The sequence below is a fragment of the Chitinophaga sp. SVR4-12A genome (assembly GCF_056754765.1).
The window spans coordinates 2,997,245-3,018,190 of the sequence record NZ_JBPGWP010000001.1; the positions used below are offsets into that span (position 1 = coordinate 2,997,245).

Below are 20,946 nucleotides of genomic sequence, written 5' to 3' on the forward strand. Positions count from 1 at the left end.
CATCTCAAATCAAACTATATGAAAAGGTGCTTCACCAATGCTACCCTTACCCTGATCCTCATCATGGCATGCTGTATAGGCGCCAGCGCCCAAAGCCAGCGGACCAGGGATCAGCTGTTCCCCAATTTTCAGCAGGATCTTTCTTCACAGAAAAAAGATGTGAAAGCAGATCCGCGTACAACGGCTACCTCTACCAGGAGCCTCATTTTTACCAGTTACCAGCCGGGCGCTAACAACACCGGCAGCCTTCGCAGGGTGGCGCCCCGCCCCACAACAACAGCCGGCAGACAATCATTGCCTTCCGAGATCTCCGCCACTGAGGCAGCCACCAAAGCGCCGCCAGCAAAGATCCTGAAGGCCCCAGTTCCCCAACAATAAAATCCGATACACATGCAAAAGCTATTTATACTTACTATTCTGTTATTTATCTGCCTGGCGGACAGCGTTCAGGCCCAAAGCGGGTTGAACGGCATTAATTACCAGGCGGTAGCCCGCAATATCAATGGTACCCTGTTGTCAAACCAGTCCCTGAACGTGCGCATCACTATCCTGGGCGGCGCAGCAAACGGACCGGTGCAATACCAGGAAACACACAGCGTTACCACCAACCAGTTAGGACTGTTCACTTTACAGATCGGTAACGGCACGCCGGTAAGCGGCACCTTTGCTGCCGTTCCCTGGGCCAGTGCCAACCAATATCTGAAAGTAGAGGCAGCATCCGGCGGCGGCAGTTTTGAAACCCTGGGCACTACTCCGCTGAAAAGCGTTCCCTTTGCATTATATGCAGCCAACGGCGCTCCGGGCCCACAGGGACCTGCCGGACCTGCAGGATCAGCTGGGCCAGCGGGAGCAGTGGGACCGGTTGGTCCCGCAGGACCCGCGGGGCCTGAAGGCCCGGAAGGCGATCCCGGTCTACCCGGCCCTCAAGGTATACCTGGCCCTGCCGGTGCTACTGGTGCTACCGGCGCCCAGGGACCGGCGGGACCCGTTGGTCCTGCAGGACCAGCAGGCGCCACGGGTGCAGCAGGACCAGCCGGGCCTGCGGGACCCATTGGACCAGCGGGACCTGTTGGGCCTGCCGGACCGCAAGGGCCTGCCGGCAGTATCAACAGCGCGCCCGCAGGCGGAGACCTGGACGGTACTTATCCAAACCCTACCGTAGCCAAGATCCAAACGGTGCCGGTATCTGGAACGGCGCCTGTAGCCGGACAGATACTAAAATTTGATGGTGTCAACTGGGCCCCGGGCGCTGATAATACCGGTGGCGGCGGCAGCTTCACCCTGCCTTACAGCGCCGTTGAAAATAATGCGGCTACACTCTTCAGCATCACTAACAACGGGGATGGTACCTCTCTGGAAGGCGTGAACAATACGGCTACCTCCAACATTGCCGCTATCCGCGGTATTGTTTCCTCCACTGCTCCCGGCGGCTTCTCTGCCGGTTTAAGAGGGATCAATAACGGTACCGGCGGCCTGGGCGTTGGCGTATATGGCTCACAGAACGGCAGCGGCTGGGGCGTGTACGGTGTAACACCTAACGGCCTGGGTGTATATGGAAATGCCAGTGCAAACGGTTATGGCGTTTATGCCAACAGTAATACCGGTACCGGCTTAAATGCCACCTCCAACAACGGTATTCCCGCCAATTTCTCCATTTATAACAATGCAAACAACAATAACGTGGTGGTAGCCAACACCGTAGGTAATGGCACCGTGGTGAATGTTACCACCACCGGTAATGGCGCCGGCGTACGAAGCAGCACAGCCGCTGGTTTCGGCGTGCACGGCATCACCAGCGCACAAACCTCCGCCGGTGTGGTAGGCGATAATAATGGCAACGGCGAAGCAGTGGTAGGACGCACTACCAGCGATATTGCCGGCGCCGTAGTAGGCCGCAATGATGGAGGCGGTTATGGCGTACGTGGCTTTATTGCCACCAGCACCAGTGGCACCGGTATCGGCGTATATGGTCAGGTAGGTGTAAACAACAGTACCGGCCGGGCCGGCCGCTTTGAGAACTTTAATAACACCAACATAACCGGTAATACCCTGGAAGTAGAGACCAATGGTAACGGCAACATCCCTGACAATAGCCTGGGCAATGCCGCCTCCTTCCTGGTAAATAATACCAATAGTGTGGCCGCCGCAGTAAGAGGCGAGGTGAAAACCATCTTCGGTAACTACGGCGCCGCTGGTATTTTTGGCGTCTCATCCGGTACAGGCGGCTTTGCAGGCCTGTTCCATTCCTCCAACCCCAGCGGTAATGGCCCTGCCGTGGTAGCCATTCAGGATGGAAATGGCAATGCCATTACTGCCAATGCAAGTAAAGATGGCAATGCAGTAGAAGCAAACATAGACGGAGGCGGTAACGCCCTCTACGCCTGGGTGCCCTCTTTTGCAACAGGCCGTGCCGGACGCTTCAATATCTTCAATGAGTCCAATACCAGCGATGTGATCACTGTTACCACCGTTGGTAACGGTATTGCCGGCAATTTTAAGGTAGACAAGGTAACAGGCACCTCCGCAGCCGTAAGGGGCGAGGTAAATTCCCAGTTTGCCAACTTCGGTACTGCCGGTATTTACGGAATCTCCTCCGGTACGGGCGGCTATGCAGGCCTATTTCATGCTTCCAACCCGGCAGGTAACGGTCCTGCGCTGATTGCCATCGCAGATGGTAACGGCAACGGTATCACCGCCAATGCCAGCAATACCGGAGACGGGGTGGAAACTACCGCAGACGGTACTGGTAGCGCTATCTTTGCCTGGGTGCCTAACTTCGGTCAGGGAAGAGCAGCCCGTTTTGTGAACTATAATACCGCCAATACCAACCCTACCCTGACAGTGGAGCAACACAGCAACGGCAGTATTGCAGTATTCAGGTCCGGCAATCCCGGCGCCGTGAATGTAGCCAGGATCAACTCTGCAGGCAGGGGCTTCTTTAACGGCGGCACCCAGAACAGTGGCGCCGACGTGGCAGAAGCCTTTGATGTAAGCGGTTCCATCCGGCAATACGAACCAGGCGATGTACTTGTGATATCTGTTGATGCAGACCGTACCGTGGAAAGATCTGCCGAAGCTTATTCTACCCTGGTAGCCGGGGTATATGCTACTAAGCCGGGGGTACTGCTGACCGAAGAGCACATCGATGCAGACCTTTCAGATAAGGTGCCTATGGGCGTAATCGGTGTAATACCCACTAAAGTATGCAGCGAGAACGGTCCTATCCGCAGGGGCGACCTGCTGGTCACCTCCAGCCTGCCCGGCCATGCCATGAAAGCTGATCCGGACAAAGTGAAACCGGGCCAGATCATTGGTAAGGCACTGGAAGGCTTTGACGGACAAGGCAACGGAAAGATAAAAGTATTGGTAAGCGTGAAATAAGCACCGGGCCAGGCGCCCCGGACTGAAGAATGCAGGGCCGGGATGTGATACACATCCCGGCCCTGCTGTTTATGTTCAAGCCTGTTTCCGTAGTAGATTAAGCCGGAATGCCGCTTATACAAAAAAGCAGAAAGCACGCGGTATGATCCTGCATGCTTTCTGCCTTATATATCTTAAATATGCCCGAGAGCGTATTACTTTACTATACCCTGAAGTGGGAGAATGCCTTGTTGGCTTCAGCCATACGGTGCGTATCTTCTTTTTTCTTGAATGCAGCACCTTCACCTTTGCTGGCAGCTACGATCTCGTTAGCCAGTTTCTCAGCCATGCTCTTACCATTCCTTTCGCTCGCATAACGTACCAGCCATTTGATGCTCAGAGATACTTTCCTGTCAGCACGTACCTCAGCAGGGATCTGGAAGGTAGCACCACCGATACGGCGGCTTCTAACTTCTACAGCAGGGGTAACGTTGTTCAGCGCTTTCCTCCACACCTCGTAACCGTTCTCACCGGTTATCTGGCTTACCTTATCTACGGCGTCATAGAATATTTTGTACGCAATGCTCTTCTTGCCTTGCTCCATTACGTTATTCACGAAACGGGTCACCAGCTTGTCGTTGAACCGGGGATCCGGAGCCAATGGTAGTTTTTTAGCAGCTTGCTTTCTCATTTATCTGAAAAATTTCACTTGAAGATTAAAATTATTTCTTAGCCTTTTCCTTTTTGGTACCATACTTGGAACGGCTCTGTTTCCTGTCCTTCACACCGGCAGTATCCAGGGAACCGCGCACGATATGATAACGTACACCCGGCAGATCCTTTACCCTACCACCACGGATCAATACGATAGAGTGCTCCTGCAGGTTATGACCCTCACCGGGTATATATGCGATCACCTCTATTTTATTGGTCAGCTTCACTTTAGCCACCTTACGGAGGGCAGAGTTAGGTTTTTTAGGCGTGGTAGTGTACACACGGGTACATACGCCACGGCGCTGGGGGCAGCTATCTAATGCCCTGGACTTTGATTTAGCCCGGATAATTTCTCTTCCTTTTCTTACTAATTGCTGTATAGTAGGCATTCTTAACCTAATTTTTTATGCTGTCGGTTTATAATGACATTCCAAAGTCCAAAACAGGAATTTGGGAGGGCAAAGGTAAAACGAACTCAATTAAATTCCAAATTCCAGGTCCCTAAATACCAAAATAAAATTACAGCAAGGATGATGTAATGTGTTCCCATTCCTCTTCCAGGGTGCTGAAAGGCATGCTTTTCCCTGCCCGGGAGTACCAGTAGGCGGCATTGGAACGGTCGCCTTCCTTGCGGTGCAGGTAGGCGTGGATCCAGGAGCCGGTACCGTTTTCAATATCCTGCGCTATGTCGTGTGCCCGGTCCCAGTTCCCTTTGCCGTCCCACCACATGGCCTGCAGGGGAGCGGAAAGTCCCTGCGGTGGCGCAGGCAGTTCCAGGGTAGCTATAAAGGCAGATAAAGTCATCCCATTTACCGATTAAAGTCATACCAATCACCGATTCAAATGGCAAAAACACCGAATTTCTGAAAAGGCGGGAGGCGAAATTACGAATTTCGGATGAGAGTCTTAACCATGCTTTAAAAATGAAATACCCTTTCTTATTGGGGGCACTGCTGGTATTTATATTTACAGGATGCAAAAAAGCAGACCCGAAGCCAGCGCTATATAGCCCCGCCGCTCAGTACGACATCATCGTTTATGGGGGCAATGCCTCCGGCGTAATGGCAGCAGTAGCCGCCAGCCGAATGGGTAAACAGGTATTGCTGATAGAACCGGCCCTTCACCTGGGTGGTATGACCGCCAGCGGGCTGGGTAACACCGATGTGGGGAACCCGGCTGCCATTACAGGCCTGGCCCGGGATTTTTACCAGCGCAACGGGCAGCGTTACGGCATTGCCGTTCAATGGCTGGTAGAGCCGCACGTGGCCGAACAGCTGTTCAATGATTATATTAAGCAGGCAGGCGTAAAAGTCATGACCGGCTACCGGCTGGCCGCCACGCAGAAAAACGGCGCCCAGATCAGCGCCATCAGCATTACACCAGCCGTACCAGGGCCAAACAACCCCGTACAGTACACCCTCAGCGCTAAGGTGTTCATTGACTGCTCCTATGAAGGCGACCTGATGGCCCAGGCCGGGGTATCCTATACCACCGGCAGAGAGGACAACGGCCAATACGGGGAAACCCTCAACGGAGTACAGGCGGCTGACGGACACCAGTTTGAAGATGGCATTGACCCTTACATTGTGCCCGGCAAACCGGCCAGCGGATTAGTATATGGAATGAGCAGCGGACAGTTGGCCCCGACAGGAAGCGGCGATAAAAAGATCCAGGCCTATAATTTCCGCCTTTGCCTTACCCGCAATACCAGCCAGCAGCTGCCCATTACCCGCCCCGACGCTTATGACTCCTCCCACTACGAGCTGCTGAGAAGGATCATTGCACGGAGCGACCAGCTCGGCGAAAAAAAGCACCTGGACCAATACCTTGAGCTGAGTGAATTACCCGACGGAGAAATAGACGCCAACAATAAAGGCCCCTTCTCCACCGACTTTATCGGCGGCAGCTGGAACTACCCTGAAGCGGATAATGCTACCCGGGCCACGATCGTCCAGGCGCATATCAACTACACCAAAGGCCTGCTGTATTTTCTGGGGCATGATCCCGCGGTACCTGACTGGCTGCGGGCTGAAATGCTGCAATTAGGATGGGCGAAGAACGAGTTCAGGGATAACGGCGGCTTTCCCTGGCAACTGTACGTACGGGAATCACGGCGCATGATCGGGGAATATGTAATGACCGAACACAATTGCAGGGGCCAGGTGACTGTAGCAGATGGCGTTACCCAGGCATCCTACCCCATAGATTCACATAACTGCGAGCGCGTGGTAGAAAACGGTATGGCAAAAAATGAAGGAGATGTGCAGGTGAAAGGCCTTCCCCCCTACTCCATTGCCTATCACGCGCTTACACCTAAAAGGGCGGAATGCACGAACCTGTTGGTACCTGTCTGCTTGTCTGCCTCCCATATCGGCTATGCCTCCATCCGTACAGAGCCCGTATTCATGGGCACCGGGGAAGTATGCGGAGCAGCTGCCGCCATGGCCATTGACGCCAACACCACTGTACAATCGCTGAATGTAAGCGACCTGCAGCATAAACTGAGCAGCGATCCGCTCTTAGAAAACCATTGACAGCTCATCATCAAAATAAAACAGGCCGTTTCGCGAGGAGACAGCCTGTTATTATATTATAAACACAACTAAAACGTAACGTAATTAATAATTAATAGTGAATAATTAATAATAGCATAAAGCAAGTATCGTGACGATTACTTGTACTGCTATTATTCATTATTAATTATTCATTCTTAATTGATTTTAAAGTTCCATCCACGTGTATCTTCCGCCTTACCTGTACGGATAGCGTCCAGGCGCCTGATCACTTCGGCTCCCACGTTGTATCTGGCAGTATCCAGCTGGATGGAATGCTCTTTATAATCCAGCTGCTCTACATAGGCCACGCTGGCGGCAGTGCCCGTACCGAACACTTCGCGCAGGGTGCCCTCTTTCCAGGCAGCCACGATCTCGTCAATAGATACCGGGCGCTCTTCTACCGTAAAGCCCATATCTTCCAGCAGCGACATTACGCTGGCGCGGGTAACACCGGCCAGGATAGTGCCCTGGGTCAGGTCAGGTGTAAGCGCTTTATTGCCGATGATAGCAAATACGTTCATGGTACCGCACTCCTGCAGGTATTTATGTTCCATACCGTCTACCCACAATATCTGGTCAAAACCCTGTTTGCGGGCCTGCATGGTGGGGTACATAGCGCCGCCGTAATTGCCCGCGGCCTTGGCATATCCCACACCACCGGGGAAAGCGCGTATATATTTATCCTGCACCAGCAGTTTGATAGGCTTATTAAAATAAGCGCCGGATGGAGAGTTGATGATCACGAACTTATAGGTATCGGAAGGACGTACCCCGATAAATTCATCTGCTGCGATCATGAACGGGCGAAGGTACAGGGAGCATCCCTCACCGGTAGGCACCCAGTCGCGGTCCAGGCTGATCAGCTGCGCCATACCACCAATGAACAGCCATTCCGGTACGGAGGGCATTCCCATCCTTTCTGCAGAAAGATTAAAACGGTCATAATTATCATAAGGGCGGAAGATCATCGGATGCCCTTCCTGGTCCTTATAGGCCTTGATTCCCTCAAAAATGGCCTGCCCGTAATGCCAGGCAGCATTGGAAGGGCTTACAGAAAGATTTTGAAAAGGCAGTATCTGGGCGTCATGCCAATCCTTACCATCAAAATCAGCCACCAGCATATGGTCTGCATACTTTTTTCCGAACACCAGGTTATTGAAATCCACCTCGCCGATACGGCTCTGCGTGGTTTTGCTAACCTTGATCCGTTTTGCAGCTTCTTCCATTGCCGGAGCATTTACGCCTTTATAATCTACTACCATCATGGTTTATCAATTTTATCTCGATATTTTTACGCAAATAAACTGATTTTTCCCCAAGCGGGAATTATCACATCGATACTAAAACCAATATTTATGTCTTTTGATGAACTGCAGCTCGATCCGTACCTACTGGCCAGGATCTACAACCAGCCTATCATTCCAGGAAAAAGTACACCCGTTGTAAAGGAGCAGAAGCCGCTGCCGAAAATCAAATATTTAGGAGAAAATCAAAAAAACATCGCACTCTTCATACAAAATGAAAACGGTGCTTACTTAAATGATGAATTATTCAACCTGCTTACAAATATTTTAAACGCCTGTAAACTGGGCATGCAGGATGTGGCGCTCGTAAATACGGCTCAGGCTCCCAATACTGCGCTCGCAATGTGGCAGCAAGCCGTCAATATGCGGCAATGTGTTGTGTTCGGGATGACACCCGCCAGCCTTGGCCTGGAGCCTTTGCCCAATTACCAGATCCATAGCGCAGGCGGCATACAGCTGCTGTTCTCCGACCCGCTGGAAATGATCGCTGCAGACAAACTGCTGAAAGGAAAACTCTGGAACGGATTAAAACAACTATTCTTATAACACATGCAACTGGTATTTGCCACTAACAACGAGAACAAGGTAAAAGAAATACGATCTATGCTGGGCAATCTCTTCGAGATCATTACCCTGCAAGAGGCCGGGATCGACATAGATATTCCTGAACCGCATGATACACTGGAAGAAAATGCCAGGGAAAAATCATCCGTTATTTATAAGATGACGGGCCAATCCTGCTTTTCTGAAGACACCGGGCTGGAAGTGATCGCTTTAAACGGCGCTCCCGGCGTGCTCTCCGCCAGGTATGCAGGGGAGCAGAAATCAGCTGCAGATAATATCGCCAAACTGCTGCAGGAGCTGAAAGGTAAACCAGACCGTACAGCCCGTTTCCGCACGGTGATCTCCCTGATCATTGACGGACAAGAGCACCAATTTGAAGGCGTATGCCTGGGCCGCATCCTGGAACAGCCGCAGGGCAGCGAAGGGTTCGGCTATGATCCCATCTTTGTGCCGGAGGGAGAAGACCGCAGCTTTGCAACAATGGGCCTGGCTGAAAAAAATAAACACAGCCACCGCGCCAGGGCTTTTGCCGGACTGATCGCCTACCTGAAAGAACTGGAAGGCCAACACTAATCACTCACTTATCACGTGTAACTCAACGAAAATAATGGCAAGAATAAAACTAACATTACCGGCAGCATTCGGATTTAAGACACAGATACCCGTACGCATACAGGATCTTAACTATGGCAACCATGTGGGCAACGATGCCATTCTTTCCATTATGCACGAAGCACGCATGCAATACCTGAACGCTGCAGGACTCAAAGAACTGCCGGAGCAGGGCCCGGGCCTTATTATGTCGGACGTTGCTGTTGTATATAAAGGAGAAGGCTTTCACGGCGATATATTTGAAGTGGAGATCAGCGCCGATGAATACACCTCATCCGGCTTTGACCTCTATTACCGCATCAGCGCCCGCCGTGGAGATGCCACCCTGCCTATCGCAGAAGCAAAGACAGGCATGGTGTGTTTCGATTACCAACAACATAAAGTAAGCCGTTTGCCAGAGGCCTGGAAAACACAACTGGCATAAGGAATAAAAACAGTAAGCAATGGATCAACATTTAACAGAGATCATCAGGAACAGGCGCACGGTAAAGCCAACTGGCATGAACGGCCAAAAGATACCGGACGATATTATCAGGCAATTATTGTCGCTGGCCGACTGGGCGCCTACGCATGGATATACTGAACCCTGGTACTTTGTGGTATACAGCGGCGATGCAGTAAAGCAATTCTGCGTAGATCACGCCGAACTGTATAAGCACAATACACCCCTGGCACAGTACATTCCCGGCAACTACGAAAAACTGCAGCACCAGGGAGACCTCGCTTCTCACATTATTGCCATCTGTATGAAGCGGGGCGATAATCCCAAAATACCGGAGATAGAGGAGATAGCCGCTGTTTCCTGCGCCGTACAGAATATGTGGCTGGGCGCCACTTCATTGGGCCTGGCCGCCTACTGGGGCTCTGGCGGTATGACCTATACCTCTGCCATGCAGGATTATTTAGGCCTGCGCGACCAGGATAAGGTGCTGGGTTTCTTCTACCTGGGATACGCCGATGGCGGCATTCCCGAAGGCAGAAGGATCAAGCCATTAACAGAAAAAGTAAAATGGATCTGATCAGAACAGGTCAGGATAATCTGTAATGATGCCGTCTACTCCCAATGCTTTCAACTGTGCTATTTCATCGGAAGTGTTGGGAGTCCACGGGATCAGTTTAACTCCCTTCTCCTTGCAGCTTTGCACCAGCTGCGCATTCACCAGTTTATAGTAGGGGCTGTATATAAAAGGCGTAAAGCCCAGGGCGGTCAGGTTGCTGTCCAGGCCGAGCTTATCCTCTCCTATCAGGTAAGCGGTTTTAATATCAGGGTATTTTCTGTGCAGCACCTGCAGGGTTCTTTTATCAAAAGACTGTATCACTACCCTTTCTGTGATCTGCTTCTCTTTGAGCACCGCTACCAGCAGGTCTACAAATTCTTCAGGCGCCGGCTGCCATTCGCCATCATGTCCTTCTACTGATTTTGTTTCAATATTGTACCTGGGAGCCTGCGCTTTTTTCTCGCTGGCATATTGTTCTACCGCATCGATCAGCTCTCCCAGCAGTGGCTTGTAGGTTTTAATGCGCTGCTGCCGCGGAAAACCAGGATTGCCTTTGGAGCCTACATCAAATTTGCGGATCTGCGCATAATCCATCTGGTAAAGGATATAGTGCTGCTCATCTTCTTTGGTAAATTCCTTTCCTTCCGGTGTTAAGGAGAACAGGTGATTCAGGTAGGCATCATGAGACAACACTACCTGTTTATCTTTTGTGATGACCACGTCCATTTCCAGGGTAGTAACGCCCAGGTCTATCGCCTTCTTCATGGCAGGAATCGTGTTCTCCGGCATGAGACCTCTGCAGCCGCGATGTCCTTCTTTGTCAAAGATCGGGAATGAATCCTGCGCTTTCATATCCAGCATAAATAATAGTAACAGACCTAAGAGTACAGATAATTTTGTCATAGCCATTAAAAATAGTTGTTAGTCGTTAGTCATTAATAGTTAGTAATGGAAGCTAACGTAATCTTAATATAGCATGGTTCAAACTCAAATGAATATACTCAATATACACAGGAATTCCCAATGATGCTATTTTACCAAAAGCGTTGCGAGTATACCAAGAGCAAGGATAGAGCAAGGATACTGCAAGGATAAAGCAAGGAGAAGGCAGTTAAAATCGTACTAGAAAAAATGGATGTAATACTATTTTAACAAAATGCTTCGGGGCAACGATATTGCAAGGAGAACACAAGGAGAACACAAGGTGAAGACAAGGAGAAGACTGTTAAAATCGTATTAATACACTAAATTGCTGTGGTAATCATTCAGTTAGCCATGCAGAAACCTGTCTTTAGAAACCTCCGGCGCTTGCTGCCACGGCTTTTTTTGTTATTGCTGCTTACTGGCAGTACCTATGCCCAATCTAAAAAAGACCCGCAACAGCTCCCGGCAGAAAAAGACAGTGCCGCCACCAGCCGTGATATCACCCGCTTTGCCAAAGACACCAGCAAATCAAAAGCTTCAGACACCGCCACGGCAGTGATCATCAACCGTATTGAAGGTTATACCCTGATGCTGAATGAGCTGGGCAGCACCTTGAAACGGGGTTACGATACGTCAGGCATTGCGGAAAGGCTGCCGCTGATAGACTCCTCCCTGCACGTGATCAAAGGAAATATTGCCGCCCTCGGCGCCACGCCTAATATTCATGACCTGTACACCAACAAGGTAATGCTGGTGCAGCTGCGCCGGATCCTGGAAACGTGGCAGAATGATTTGTTCCGTCATTACGATGAGCTGGTGAGCATTAACGACACTTTACAACAGGTAAGAAAAGATACATCCATGCGAATGGTGCCTGCAGAAGATGAGTTGCGGGAGTTTTATGTCAGCCAGCTCACCAGCCTGATCCTGAAGTTCAGGCAAACCGACAAAGCCAATAAACAGGCTTTGCTGCAAATGGGATTGTTGCAGAACGAGGTGGCCATGCGTTACATCGCCGTTACCAACCTGCTGGGAGATATGGAATTTGCGTTGGATAACTACAACCGGCGCATGTTCAGTAAAGACTATACCTATTTATGGCAGCCGAAGAAACAGGTGACCGAGCCTGGCTTTTTCAAAGTGCTGAAAAACTCGCTGTCCAAGAATATGCGGGTGCTAATCATCTTTTTTGCCTTGCAGTGGCCGATACTGATCGTGTGGGCATTACTGGGCGCGCTCTTTGCATTCTGGGTGCATAACAACATCCGTCGGGTGCGTAATAATCATCCCGCCACAGAGGCGGAAGCTATCCTGCAGCATTCCCGCCTGCTGTACCGTTTCCCGGTGGCCGGTATGCTGGTGTTCATCTTTACGGTGTCGGGACTGGTATCTGTACAATATCCTGTGCTGTACCTGCAATTAAACTGGGTGATCACCGTCGCTGCGCTCAGTTATATTCTACAGCATTTTATACCGCGACATATATTCCGTCACTGGCTGCTCCTGGTGGCCATCCTGTTCCTTTACTTCATCAACAACCTGACTATACAGGCTACCAATGCAGAGCAGTGGGGTCTTTTCTTTGTGACCATTGCCTCCATTGTGCTGGGCATCCGGCTGAGGAGGATCACAGAACAAAGCACGCTGGCCTTGCCTAAACATTCGCGCCGGGTGCTGATGATCTTCATCCTGATGAGCGCATTCTCCATGCTGCTGGTGATCAGCGGGCGCATCACGGCGGCCAAGATCATTGGGTCTACCGCGGCAACAGCCGTGACCATGGCAGTGAATCTCCTGTTCTTTGCAGATCTGCTGATGGAATCTGTTTACCTGCAGGTGGAGGCGAATAAAAGTTCCAGCACATTCATCTCTTTCATCGATTTCCAGAATATACAGGCGCGGTTGAAAGTACTGCTCTACCTGTTTGCCACCCTGGCCTGGCTGATGCTGATCGCGCGTAACCTGTATGTATATGATATTATCTATGATAACATTGCCAGCTTCCTGGGAACAGAACGCAAGATCGGCAATACCGCCTTCACCTTTGGCAGCGTCATTATATTTCTGCTGGTGATCTGGGTGTCTACCGTGATCTCGCAGATGATTGCCTACATGTTTGGTGATCCGCAAAATGCCGCACCTGGTAAAAAGAACCGGCTGGGCTCCGCTATGTTGCTGGTAAGGCTCGCCGTACTGGCAGTGGGCATCCTGTTGGCCTTTGCAGCATCAGGCATCCCGATGGACAAGCTGGCGATCGTGATCGGCGCTTTGGGCGTAGGCATTGGTTTTGGCTTACAGAATATCGTGAACAACCTGGTGTCCGGCGTGATCCTTGCGTTTGAGAAACCAATTGAAGTAGGCGATGTGATAGAGATGGGCACCCGCTCCGGCGTGGTGAAGGAGATAGGCATCCGCTCCAGTAAGATCTCCGCTTACGACGGATCGGAAGTGATCGTGCCCAATGGCGACCTGATATCACAGCAACTGATCAATTGGACCTTAAGCAACCGCACCCGCCGCGTAGAGCTGGTCATCGGCGTAGATTACGGCGCCGATATCAAAACGGTGACCGGGATCCTGAAACAGGCTGTAGTAGGCCGCGAAGGCGTCATGGAAACCCCCGAGCCGGTGGTCTTCCTTTTCCAGTTCGGCGACAATTCTATCAACTTCCGCGTATTCTTCTGGTTGACGGATCTGAGCCTGGCAGGACAATTGCAGCATGACGTGCTGGCGGCTATTTATGAGAACCTGCAAAAAGCAGGTATTGGTTTTCCCTATCCGCAGCGCGATCTGCATATCCGTTCGGTAGACCCCGAAATACTACAACAGTGGAAACCCGGGACACCACCTGAAGACAGTACGCCTGCATCCGAAACGAAAATTTAATATTGTCGTTTACGTTACCATGCCTACTAAGCGCACAAATCCCCACCCTGCTGCCGGAAGCCGGGCATATATATTTATTTATATAGAAAAAAACAACCCTTAGCGCTCAGATTTTTCATCCAACCTGAAAGAAACCTTACAGATCACGCCGAAGGTGGTAATGTTCCCATCCTTTACATGGGCCTTGATGTCTTTTACAAAAACGGAATCGATGTTGTGGATCGTTTTGGATGCTTCTGCCACAGCATTACGGATAGCGTCATCTATGCTTTTTTCAGAGGAGGAAATGAGCTCAATTACTTTTACTACTGACATGGGGAAAAGGTTTTTCAGGTGAATAAATCGGATTATCCTGCTGGTACAACAATTACCATGCAAAAAGGTTGGTAGTGTCCCGAACGCTTGCGCAGTATCCTGCACATTTTTTTGGTAAAAATGTATACTATGTATAAATTTACGTAAGTGATTACGTAATTAACCGTCTATTATATGGAATTTTATGACCAGGTAGGGAAAATGGCACTTGGCAGCAGGCTGCGCCGGCTAAGTGACCTGCTTACCGAAGAGGCGTCCCAGATCTATGCCCTGTATGGCATAGACATGCAGCCCAAATGGTTCCCCGTGTTCTATGTGCTGTCCCGCGGGGAGGAAAAGGCCATTACGGAGATCGCCCAGGAGATCGGGCATACCCATCCTTCTGTCAGCCAGATTGTGCGGGAAATGGCTAAAAAGGGATACGTAAAAGAAAAGAAAGGAAAGAAGGACGGCCGCAAGAACTTCGTGACCTTATCACCCGCCGGGGAAGCTGTGCGCGAAAAAATGCAGGACCAGTTTGCCGATGTGGGCGCTGCTGTGGAGAACGCCATGAAAGAAACACAGTACGACCTCTGGAAAGCTATTGCAGAATGGGAGTTCCTGCTGGAGCAGAAAAGCCTGCTGCGCCGTGTACAGGAGGAAAAGAAGGAGCGCGAAGGCAGCACGGTACAGATCGTGGACTATACCGCAGCGCATGCAGAAGCTTTTAAATCGCTGAATGTGCAGTGGATCTCCACCTATTTCAAAATAGAGCCGGAAGACCTGAAAGCGTTGGATCATCCCAAAGATTATATCCTGAAAAAGGGCGGACACATCCTCATGGCCATCTACGAAGACCAGCCAGTGGGTACCTGTGCGCTGATCAAAATGAAGGATGGCAGCGGCTATGAGCTCGCTAAGATGGCCGTGGCACCGGAAGTGCGGGGCAAGAGCATTGGCTTTTTGCTGGGGAAGGCAGCTATAGAAAGGGCCAGGGACAATGGCGCTAAGCGCGTTTACCTGGAGAGCAATACTATTCTGAAGCCGGCCATTAGCCTGTACCATAAGTTGGGATTCAGGAAGATCACCGGTCCCCCCTCCCCTTACGAAAGGGCGAACATACAAATGGAGCTGCAATTGGAGGATTGAAAAAAAAGTTGCGCTCAGGTCTTGACTCTTACCTTACGTCATAGTTTACCTTTGTGAAGACATCAGATCAATGGCAGCATGAAAGGGCATTATTCCGTTAAACAACTGGCCAGGTTAGCAGGTGTGAGTGTGCGCACACTTCATCACTATGACCACCTGGGGCTGCTCACGCCGTCTGTCCGTACCGCGGCCGGGTACCGCTTATATGGCGCGCATGAGCTGTACCGCCTGCAGCAGATCCTGTTTTATAAAGAACTGGATCTTTCGCTGCAGGAGATAGCCGACATACTGGATGATCCCGGCTTTGACGTGCTGCAGGCACTGGAAGCCCACCGAACAGCGCTGCTGAACAAGCGCGGGCGGCTGGACAACCTCCTCACCACCATTGATAAGACCATTGCTTCACTAAAAGAAGGTAACACCATGTTAACAGTTGAAGAATTATATGAAGGCTTTCCGAAAGACAATGCCGACGCCATTCGCCGGGAGGCGATGGAAAAATACGGCGCCGAAAAGGTGCAGGCATCTGAACAGCAGTTGCTGCAGCTTAGCAAACCGGAGCTAGAACAGCTGAAATCCAAAGGCGAGGACATTACGCGACGATTGACAGCGCTGATGGATCTTGATCCAACTACAGCCGCTGTGCAGGAAGTAATAGCCGAACACCATGCGTATATCCGCGTATGGTGGGGCGCTGGTGGCCCCTCCTGTGCTCCTGCCGAAGCTTATCGTGGTTTGGCGCAGCTGTACCTTAGCGATGAGCGCTTTACGATGCAGGACGGAAGGCCTAACCCAGTCTATGCTAATTTCATCAGCAAGGCGATGACATATTATGCAGACACACAGTTGAAATAGTTTTTCGCCGAAGGGGCTGCCAGCGGGTGGTCCCTTCTTTTTTATGCATTATTCCTCCAGGAAGATCTTACTGAATAAAAGGCTTCCTTCTTCATTTTTTACCAGTTTTACACCGTAGCGTTCTGTATCAAACAGGCACCAGTCCAGGTTACCTCTTATCCAGGAGCGCAATCCCTGCGTAAAATGATACAGGTTTTCATCCGGCTCCATGGAGGCCAGCACTTTTCTTTCCAGGAAGATAAAATGGCGGATAGTTTCATTGCATACTTCGGTTACTTCGCGGATGGCGTCGTAAGGGCTGAAGCCCTGTTCTACCTGAAGCAGGAGCACAAGGTTATGCGGTTCATTGATGCATTGTTCCTTATTAAAGGAGACGAGGTCGTTTACCCAGCAAACCGCTTCTATACAGGTGAGGACAAGTTTGTGTAAAAGGTCGTGCCTGCGAACATATTCAGGCAACCAGGACTGACCAATGATCTCTACCAGGTCGATACAGGGGAACATCGCGCTGGTGTACGGACGCATTTTGATATAATCAGCAATGCCGAGCTGGTATTCTGAGGCCCGGTTATTCACTTCCCATTCTGTAGCTTCAAAAAGGTCTTCCATGTTGGCGGAGAAGCGACGCTGCCAGGAAGGGAGGGACAGCTCCTGCAGGCGGTCCCATATGTCTTTAAATGCGGCGGCAAGCTTTACATAATTGCCGGATACCGGTGGCTCCTGGCCGTCCAATACGCACATAAGGTCTTTCATGACCCGGGTATGTTCTTTTCTATCGCCGGCTATTTTTTCCAGGAGATCATCTACGATGAAGAGCCAGGTGCAGAAGTCGCAGATCAGGCAGAGCTCTATAAAGTCTGCTCTGTAGTAGATCCTGGATACGAAACGTGGGAATGCTGCTTTACGGTAGGCGTCGAATAATGCCGGGGATGGGGCTAGGTTGAATTTCTGTACCCAGTATACATTATGCGTGCTCACCTCATCAACAAAGCGGCTGATGCCCGCGGGGAATGGGCAGAGTATTTGCGGCAGGTGTAACTGTTCCATATGGTTAATTTCAAGGGGCCGGTGTATTAAAGATAAGGCCGTTCACTGCGGTGGGAATTCCTCCTATCTTTGATGATAACAGCTGTCTTATGAAACTCTCCTTCTATATTATTTATGCTTGCTGGCTGCTTTCAGAGATCATACTGAACAGGGTATTGCGGTCGCGCAGGGGCGACCAGCCCTTAAAGGGTAAACAGTCGCTGACTATCATCTGGATAGTGGCGATAGCCGCAACAGCTGCCGCGGGAAATATTGCGGAATATACCTGGTGGCCGGTAGCGGACTGGATAGGTATCGGGTGGCTGGGCGTAGGGCTAATCCTGTTGGGGATGACGATCAGGTTCATCGCGATCATTTCACTGGGAAGGTTTTTTACGGTGGATGTGGCGATACGGCAGGGGCATACGCTGAAAAAGGATGGGATGTATAAATATGTAAGGCATCCGGCTTATACGGGTTCTTTGCTGTCTTTCCTGGGCTTTGGCGTGTCGCTGAATAACTGGGTAAGTCTAGCGGTGGTGACAATACCGGTGACAGCGGCATTTCTGTACAGGATCAGGTTAGAGGAAGAGATGCTGGAGGCGTCTTTCGGGGAGGAATATGAGCGGTATAGGAAGGCAACATATCGCTTGTTACCGGGTTTGTATTAGGCGGGTTATATATTATTTGGGAAATAATATTTAGATTAGTTTTTGATATTTCGGGGACGACCATTATCTTTGCACTCCCCTGATCAAAATAGGAAACATGGCGAGGTAGCTCAGGCGGTTAGAGCGCAGGATTCATAACCCTGAGGTCAAGGGTTCAACTCCCTTTCTCGCTACAGAACGGGAATTTTCAAGAAAGTCTTGGAAGTTCCCGTTTTCTTTTCCGGTGAAACCCACGCTAGAAAGGCCACTCAAGGCCCTTTACCGCGTAGCTGTTTGAGCAGGTTAAACACCTTTCTTCCGATGGTCATCGCACCTCCTGCTCCTGCGGCTCCAACTAATGCAGAAATCACAGGCGTGGCGAAAGATTTCAAAAGAATACACGCAGTGACGGTCCCGCCCACTAACAGCAGACCGAAGGCCATTGCGAAACATAAAACAATAATAAGGGCAGTCTGCGATGCCTTACCCGGTTCGCTCGCTTTAAACAACATTTTTCTTAAATTATATTCATAGCGTTCCATTTCTGTACGTTTTATTATTTTAAATATGGCAGTTGCGAAAAAATACAGAGCCGCCCACATCTGTTTTTAGTGGTATCCCCGGTTAAAGGGCATAAGTCTCTTGCTTATAGTCATATATTTGCAAAGCCTTTTTTCGCCATTTTGGAGACTTCATTATTAGCACTTATCAGTATGGAATAACAATTAGTTAACATTATCGGGCTAAGTCCATTTTCTTTTCGATGAGATGATACTGAAATTTAGGCGGGTTGTTTCACGGAGACAAACTGCATCAATCTGCGTTAAATCGCTTATTTATAGCGCTTTATATAATATACATGTGACAAACAGGATCAATCATAGCTGTGATATGAATTTCACATCCTTTGTCTGCGGCCTTTCTTACAAACTATACCAATGGTTAAGCATACGAAGCGCAGGATGTTGTGCAAGAGGTCTTTGTTGACTTCTGGTGATATCATACTTAGCATTGCTCTTCCATTTCACTTTTTCAGCTTTATTTTTTCCAGCCATTCGAATTTATGAGCAAGAGTAGCCCTTGAACAATAAGCCGCGCGGCCGAACTTGTGACCTATCAAATCCGCTTGCACACTGCCAGGACAGTTCACGCTTGGAATTCGATCCTGGAACCTAACCAACCTACAGAATGCCTTTATGAAAAAAATATTTCCATCTACGCAGGTGTGCTGCGCAGTTGTGAGCGCATCTTAAGCTTAAGCTCGGGCTTGAAACAAGTGGAACGGGAAAAATGAAAGCCTTCGGCAGCTCCATGCTGCCCATTCTAAAAAGTGGTACGTTGCTCACTTTTGAACGGGTACCGGAATATGAGATCGTTTTTTGCAAAGTAAAAGGCAGGTATATTGATGCGCATAAGATCATTAAGAAAGACAGCAATAAAGGTTTCCTCATTGCCAATAACCATGGTCATGAGAACGGATGGACCCGGATCGTATACGGCCGTGTGGTTAGCGGTGAATACCAGCATAAAATCATCTTTGAACGCGAAGGAAAAAGCAAATGCAATCAGCAATCATGATAAAGATGATCCGTCTCATCAAACTTCTCCCTGTATATTTCAATCGCTTCCGGGGAAAGCTGTTGCTGTGTAAGCACCACTTTCAGCTGCGTAGCTCCATTCGGATGTATCCAAACACCTGAGAAACCATTAACCTCTTTCCGGAGAATCATAGCACCAGAGAATCGCTCCTCTACCATTATAAATTGCCTAGCCTCATTATAGTCAACATTCAGCCAAAGCCATTTATCATTTGCCTTGCTTTTGTCGTACTTATAAATACCCTTGTATACCATTTTCTGCTCACATGGATGTTCTTCTGCATGCAGAAACATAGTGATCGCTATTTTTCCGTCAATGGTGCCCGTAAATAGCTGGGCCTCGGTTTTCTGAGCGACCGCGGCTAAGGTTAACAAAACCAGATTACAGAGAATGAGTAGACAATTTTTCATCTTTACAATGATTATACAGGGATATATTTTATAGAATTGAGACCCGCTTCTCCAGCATTACTCTGCCCTGCCGACAAGCAGGCAGCAATTCCCGGATGTCGGGTTTTGAAGAACGTTTTATCAGATCCATTGCCGTATCCAGGAACTGCCTTGCCCTTTTTAATTCTGGCAGGGATGCTTTTTTATTGTTGACGACAGCAACGGCGTAGTTATAGTATGCAGCGACCTTGGCATTAGGGTTATCCTTATTGAACAGATAACTGTTTTCTGCCACTTTAATCTTTTGCTCCTGTTCATTTAATTTAAGATAAGCATTAAGCGAATCACGATAATTGATATAACCCATTCCGGTGCTGCTATCAGCACGCTCAGCAGCAGTATAAAATGATTGCATGCTGAAGGGATAGTTCCTAAACTGGAATACCGGGTCTAAAGGCAAATGCGTAGAAATGAGCTGAGCCGGTGGTACTAAATAATATTCGGTGTTAATCTTTTTAACAAAACGGGTACCATCATGCTTGTTCACCAGTTCACAGGTAGACCAAAACAGATCACACAGCAACCACGAAGAATCAATATATACCGCATTCCAGGCATGGTTGGCGTCATCCAGCACATCTGTAGATTTGAAACCTGCATATTTAACATACCCTTCAATGCGTATACAGGGGATATTATTCAGCTTACAAAACTCAGCCACTATGTTAGCATACTCATCACATAATCCTGTTTTCTTTTGAATACTCTCTTCGGTTGTAAGAGGATAGCCTCCTGAAAAAAAACGGCTGGTATCCACCTGCAAAAATTTATCTGCCCATAGTAACAGCATCTGCAGCTGTTCTTTCGGGTCTTTTGTTGTAGCAGCTATAGCCCCGGATAGATCTTTACTATTCCGGATAGTTGAGAAGTCAGTTGCAGAGAACTTTTGAATCGCAGACAGGGTTACACCTTGCTGTGCATAGGCAGGCACATGTACAATCAACAGAAGAACGACGATTAATTTATTCATACCAGGTAAAGAGAGGACAAAAATACCTTTTTCCTGG

22 protein-coding genes and 1 tRNA gene are annotated in these 20,946 nt (G+C 49.5%); 13 read left to right on the top strand and 10 right to left on the bottom strand.

The genetic code is table 11. From position 1 onward, the window contains the following. The first annotated feature begins 18 nt into the window (after positions 1-18). Positions 19-378, top strand: a complete 360-nt coding sequence (locus tag ACR9Y8_RS12190; RefSeq protein ID WP_481213523.1) for a hypothetical protein — start codon at positions 19-21, stop codon at positions 376-378. A 12-nt stretch (positions 379-390) separates the two neighbouring features. Beyond that, positions 391-3,381: a beta strand repeat-containing protein gene (locus tag ACR9Y8_RS12195; protein ID WP_481213524.1), complete on the top strand. Its 2,991-nt coding sequence runs from the start codon at positions 391-393 to the stop codon at positions 3,379-3,381. A 202-nt stretch (positions 3,382-3,583) separates the two neighbouring features. Here ACR9Y8_RS12195 and rpsG read toward each other — a convergent pair whose 3' ends face one another. From rpsG to ACR9Y8_RS12210, 3 genes are all read right to left on the bottom strand, one after another. Then, entirely contained in the window at positions 3,584-4,051 is a 468-nt protein-coding gene (gene rpsG / locus ACR9Y8_RS12200) for a 30S ribosomal protein S7 (RefSeq protein ID WP_481213525.1), read from the bottom strand. A 31-nt stretch (positions 4,052-4,082) separates the two neighbouring features. After that, positions 4,083-4,463: a 30S ribosomal protein S12 gene (rpsL, locus tag ACR9Y8_RS12205; protein WP_089918361.1), complete on the bottom strand. Its 381-nt coding sequence runs from the start codon at positions 4,461-4,463 to the stop codon at positions 4,083-4,085. Positions 4,464-4,593: 130 nt separating this feature from the next. Continuing rightward, positions 4,594-4,878, bottom strand: coding sequence for a hypothetical protein (locus ACR9Y8_RS12210; RefSeq protein WP_481213526.1), 285 nt, complete (start codon positions 4,876-4,878; stop codon positions 4,594-4,596). Between the two features lie 119 nt (positions 4,879-4,997). On the opposite strand from ACR9Y8_RS12210, the gene ACR9Y8_RS12215 reads away from it, so the two are divergent. Then, positions 4,998-6,608, top strand: a complete 1,611-nt coding sequence (locus ACR9Y8_RS12215) for an FAD-dependent oxidoreductase (RefSeq protein WP_481213527.1) — start codon at positions 4,998-5,000, stop codon at positions 6,606-6,608. A 176-nt stretch (positions 6,609-6,784) separates the two neighbouring features. Here ACR9Y8_RS12215 and ACR9Y8_RS12220 read toward each other — a convergent pair whose 3' ends face one another. Further along, complete coding sequence (locus ACR9Y8_RS12220) at positions 6,785-7,894, bottom strand: branched-chain amino acid aminotransferase (RefSeq protein ID WP_481213528.1); 1,110 nt, start codon at positions 7,892-7,894, stop codon at positions 6,785-6,787. 90 nt (positions 7,895-7,984) lie between these two features. Between ACR9Y8_RS12220 and ACR9Y8_RS12225 the strand changes: the two genes are divergently transcribed. From ACR9Y8_RS12225 to ACR9Y8_RS12240, 4 genes are read left to right on the top strand one after another with little or no spacing between them, the layout of a single operon-like run. Continuing rightward, a complete protein-coding gene (locus ACR9Y8_RS12225) occupies positions 7,985-8,479 on the top strand; it encodes a hypothetical protein (protein WP_481213529.1) in 495 nt (164 codons plus the stop codon). Between the two features lie 3 nt (positions 8,480-8,482). Continuing rightward, the gene (gene rdgB / locus ACR9Y8_RS12230; protein ID WP_481213530.1) at positions 8,483-9,070 is read left to right on the top strand and encodes an RdgB/HAM1 family non-canonical purine NTP pyrophosphatase; all 588 of its coding nucleotides are present in this window, start codon (positions 8,483-8,485) and stop codon (positions 9,068-9,070) included. Between the two features lie 34 nt (positions 9,071-9,104). Beyond that, positions 9,105-9,533, top strand: coding sequence for an acyl-CoA thioesterase (locus ACR9Y8_RS12235; RefSeq protein ID WP_481213531.1), 429 nt, complete (start codon positions 9,105-9,107; stop codon positions 9,531-9,533). A gap of 19 nt (positions 9,534-9,552) precedes the next feature. Then, a complete protein-coding gene (locus ACR9Y8_RS12240) occupies positions 9,553-10,128 on the top strand; it encodes a nitroreductase family protein (protein WP_481213532.1) in 576 nt (191 codons plus the stop codon). Here ACR9Y8_RS12240 and ACR9Y8_RS12245 read toward each other — a convergent pair whose 3' ends face one another. Further along, positions 10,129-11,010, bottom strand: a complete 882-nt coding sequence (locus ACR9Y8_RS12245) for a glycerophosphodiester phosphodiesterase (protein WP_481213533.1) — start codon at positions 11,008-11,010, stop codon at positions 10,129-10,131. 372 nt (positions 11,011-11,382) lie between these two features. Here ACR9Y8_RS12245 and ACR9Y8_RS12250 point away from each other — a divergent pair, with 372 nt between their 5' ends. Beyond that, positions 11,383-13,917 carry a mechanosensitive ion channel family protein gene (locus tag ACR9Y8_RS12250; protein WP_481213534.1) on the top strand — a complete coding sequence of 845 codons (2,535 nt, stop codon included), beginning with the start codon at positions 11,383-11,385 and terminating at the stop codon, positions 13,915-13,917. A 99-nt stretch (positions 13,918-14,016) separates the two neighbouring features. Here ACR9Y8_RS12250 and ACR9Y8_RS12255 read toward each other — a convergent pair whose 3' ends face one another. Continuing rightward, a complete protein-coding gene (locus tag ACR9Y8_RS12255) occupies positions 14,017-14,232 on the bottom strand; it encodes a dodecin family protein (RefSeq protein ID WP_481213535.1) in 216 nt (71 codons plus the stop codon). A gap of 174 nt (positions 14,233-14,406) precedes the next feature. On the opposite strand from ACR9Y8_RS12255, the gene ACR9Y8_RS12260 reads away from it, so the two are divergent. Both ACR9Y8_RS12260 and ACR9Y8_RS12265 read left to right on the top strand, forming a co-directional pair. Then, positions 14,407-15,360 (top strand): bifunctional helix-turn-helix transcriptional regulator/GNAT family N-acetyltransferase, encoded by a 954-nt coding sequence (locus ACR9Y8_RS12260; RefSeq protein WP_481213536.1) that lies wholly within the window; start codon positions 14,407-14,409, stop codon positions 15,358-15,360. A 78-nt stretch (positions 15,361-15,438) separates the two neighbouring features. Further along, positions 15,439-16,215 carry a MerR family transcriptional regulator gene (locus tag ACR9Y8_RS12265; protein WP_481213537.1) on the top strand — a complete coding sequence of 259 codons (777 nt, stop codon included), beginning with the start codon at positions 15,439-15,441 and terminating at the stop codon, positions 16,213-16,215. Between the two features lie 48 nt (positions 16,216-16,263). On the opposite strand, the gene ACR9Y8_RS12270 is transcribed toward ACR9Y8_RS12265, so the two are convergent. Further along, positions 16,264-17,262 carry a terpene synthase family protein gene (locus ACR9Y8_RS12270; RefSeq protein WP_481213538.1) on the bottom strand — a complete coding sequence of 333 codons (999 nt, stop codon included), beginning with the start codon at positions 17,260-17,262 and terminating at the stop codon, positions 16,264-16,266. A gap of 89 nt (positions 17,263-17,351) precedes the next feature. Here ACR9Y8_RS12270 and ACR9Y8_RS12275 point away from each other — a divergent pair, with 89 nt between their 5' ends. Continuing rightward, on the top strand, positions 17,352-17,912 hold the full coding sequence (locus ACR9Y8_RS12275) for a methyltransferase family protein (protein ID WP_481213539.1): 561 nt from the start codon (positions 17,352-17,354) through the stop codon (positions 17,910-17,912). A gap of 99 nt (positions 17,913-18,011) precedes the next feature. Then, positions 18,012-18,085, top strand: a tRNA-Met gene (locus ACR9Y8_RS12280). A gap of 75 nt (positions 18,086-18,160) precedes the next feature. Here ACR9Y8_RS12280 and ACR9Y8_RS12285 read toward each other — a convergent pair. Beyond that, positions 18,161-18,433, bottom strand: coding sequence for a hypothetical protein (locus tag ACR9Y8_RS12285; RefSeq protein ID WP_481213540.1), 273 nt, complete (start codon positions 18,431-18,433; stop codon positions 18,161-18,163). Between the two features lie 748 nt (positions 18,434-19,181). Here ACR9Y8_RS12285 and ACR9Y8_RS12290 point away from each other — a divergent pair. Beyond that, positions 19,182-19,469 carry a S24 family peptidase gene (locus tag ACR9Y8_RS12290; protein WP_481213541.1) on the top strand — a complete coding sequence of 96 codons (288 nt, stop codon included), beginning with the start codon at positions 19,182-19,184 and terminating at the stop codon, positions 19,467-19,469. Here ACR9Y8_RS12290 and ACR9Y8_RS12295 read toward each other — a convergent pair. Further along, on the bottom strand, positions 19,457-19,900 hold the full coding sequence (locus ACR9Y8_RS12295) for a hypothetical protein (RefSeq protein ID WP_481213542.1): 444 nt from the start codon (positions 19,898-19,900) through the stop codon (positions 19,457-19,459). The genes ACR9Y8_RS12290 and ACR9Y8_RS12295 overlap by 13 nt on opposite strands. A 28-nt stretch (positions 19,901-19,928) precedes the next feature. Beyond that, a complete protein-coding gene (locus ACR9Y8_RS12300; RefSeq protein WP_481213543.1) occupies positions 19,929-20,909 on the bottom strand; it encodes a transglutaminase domain-containing protein in 981 nt (326 codons plus the stop codon). Positions 20,910-20,946: the final 37 nt, after the last annotated feature.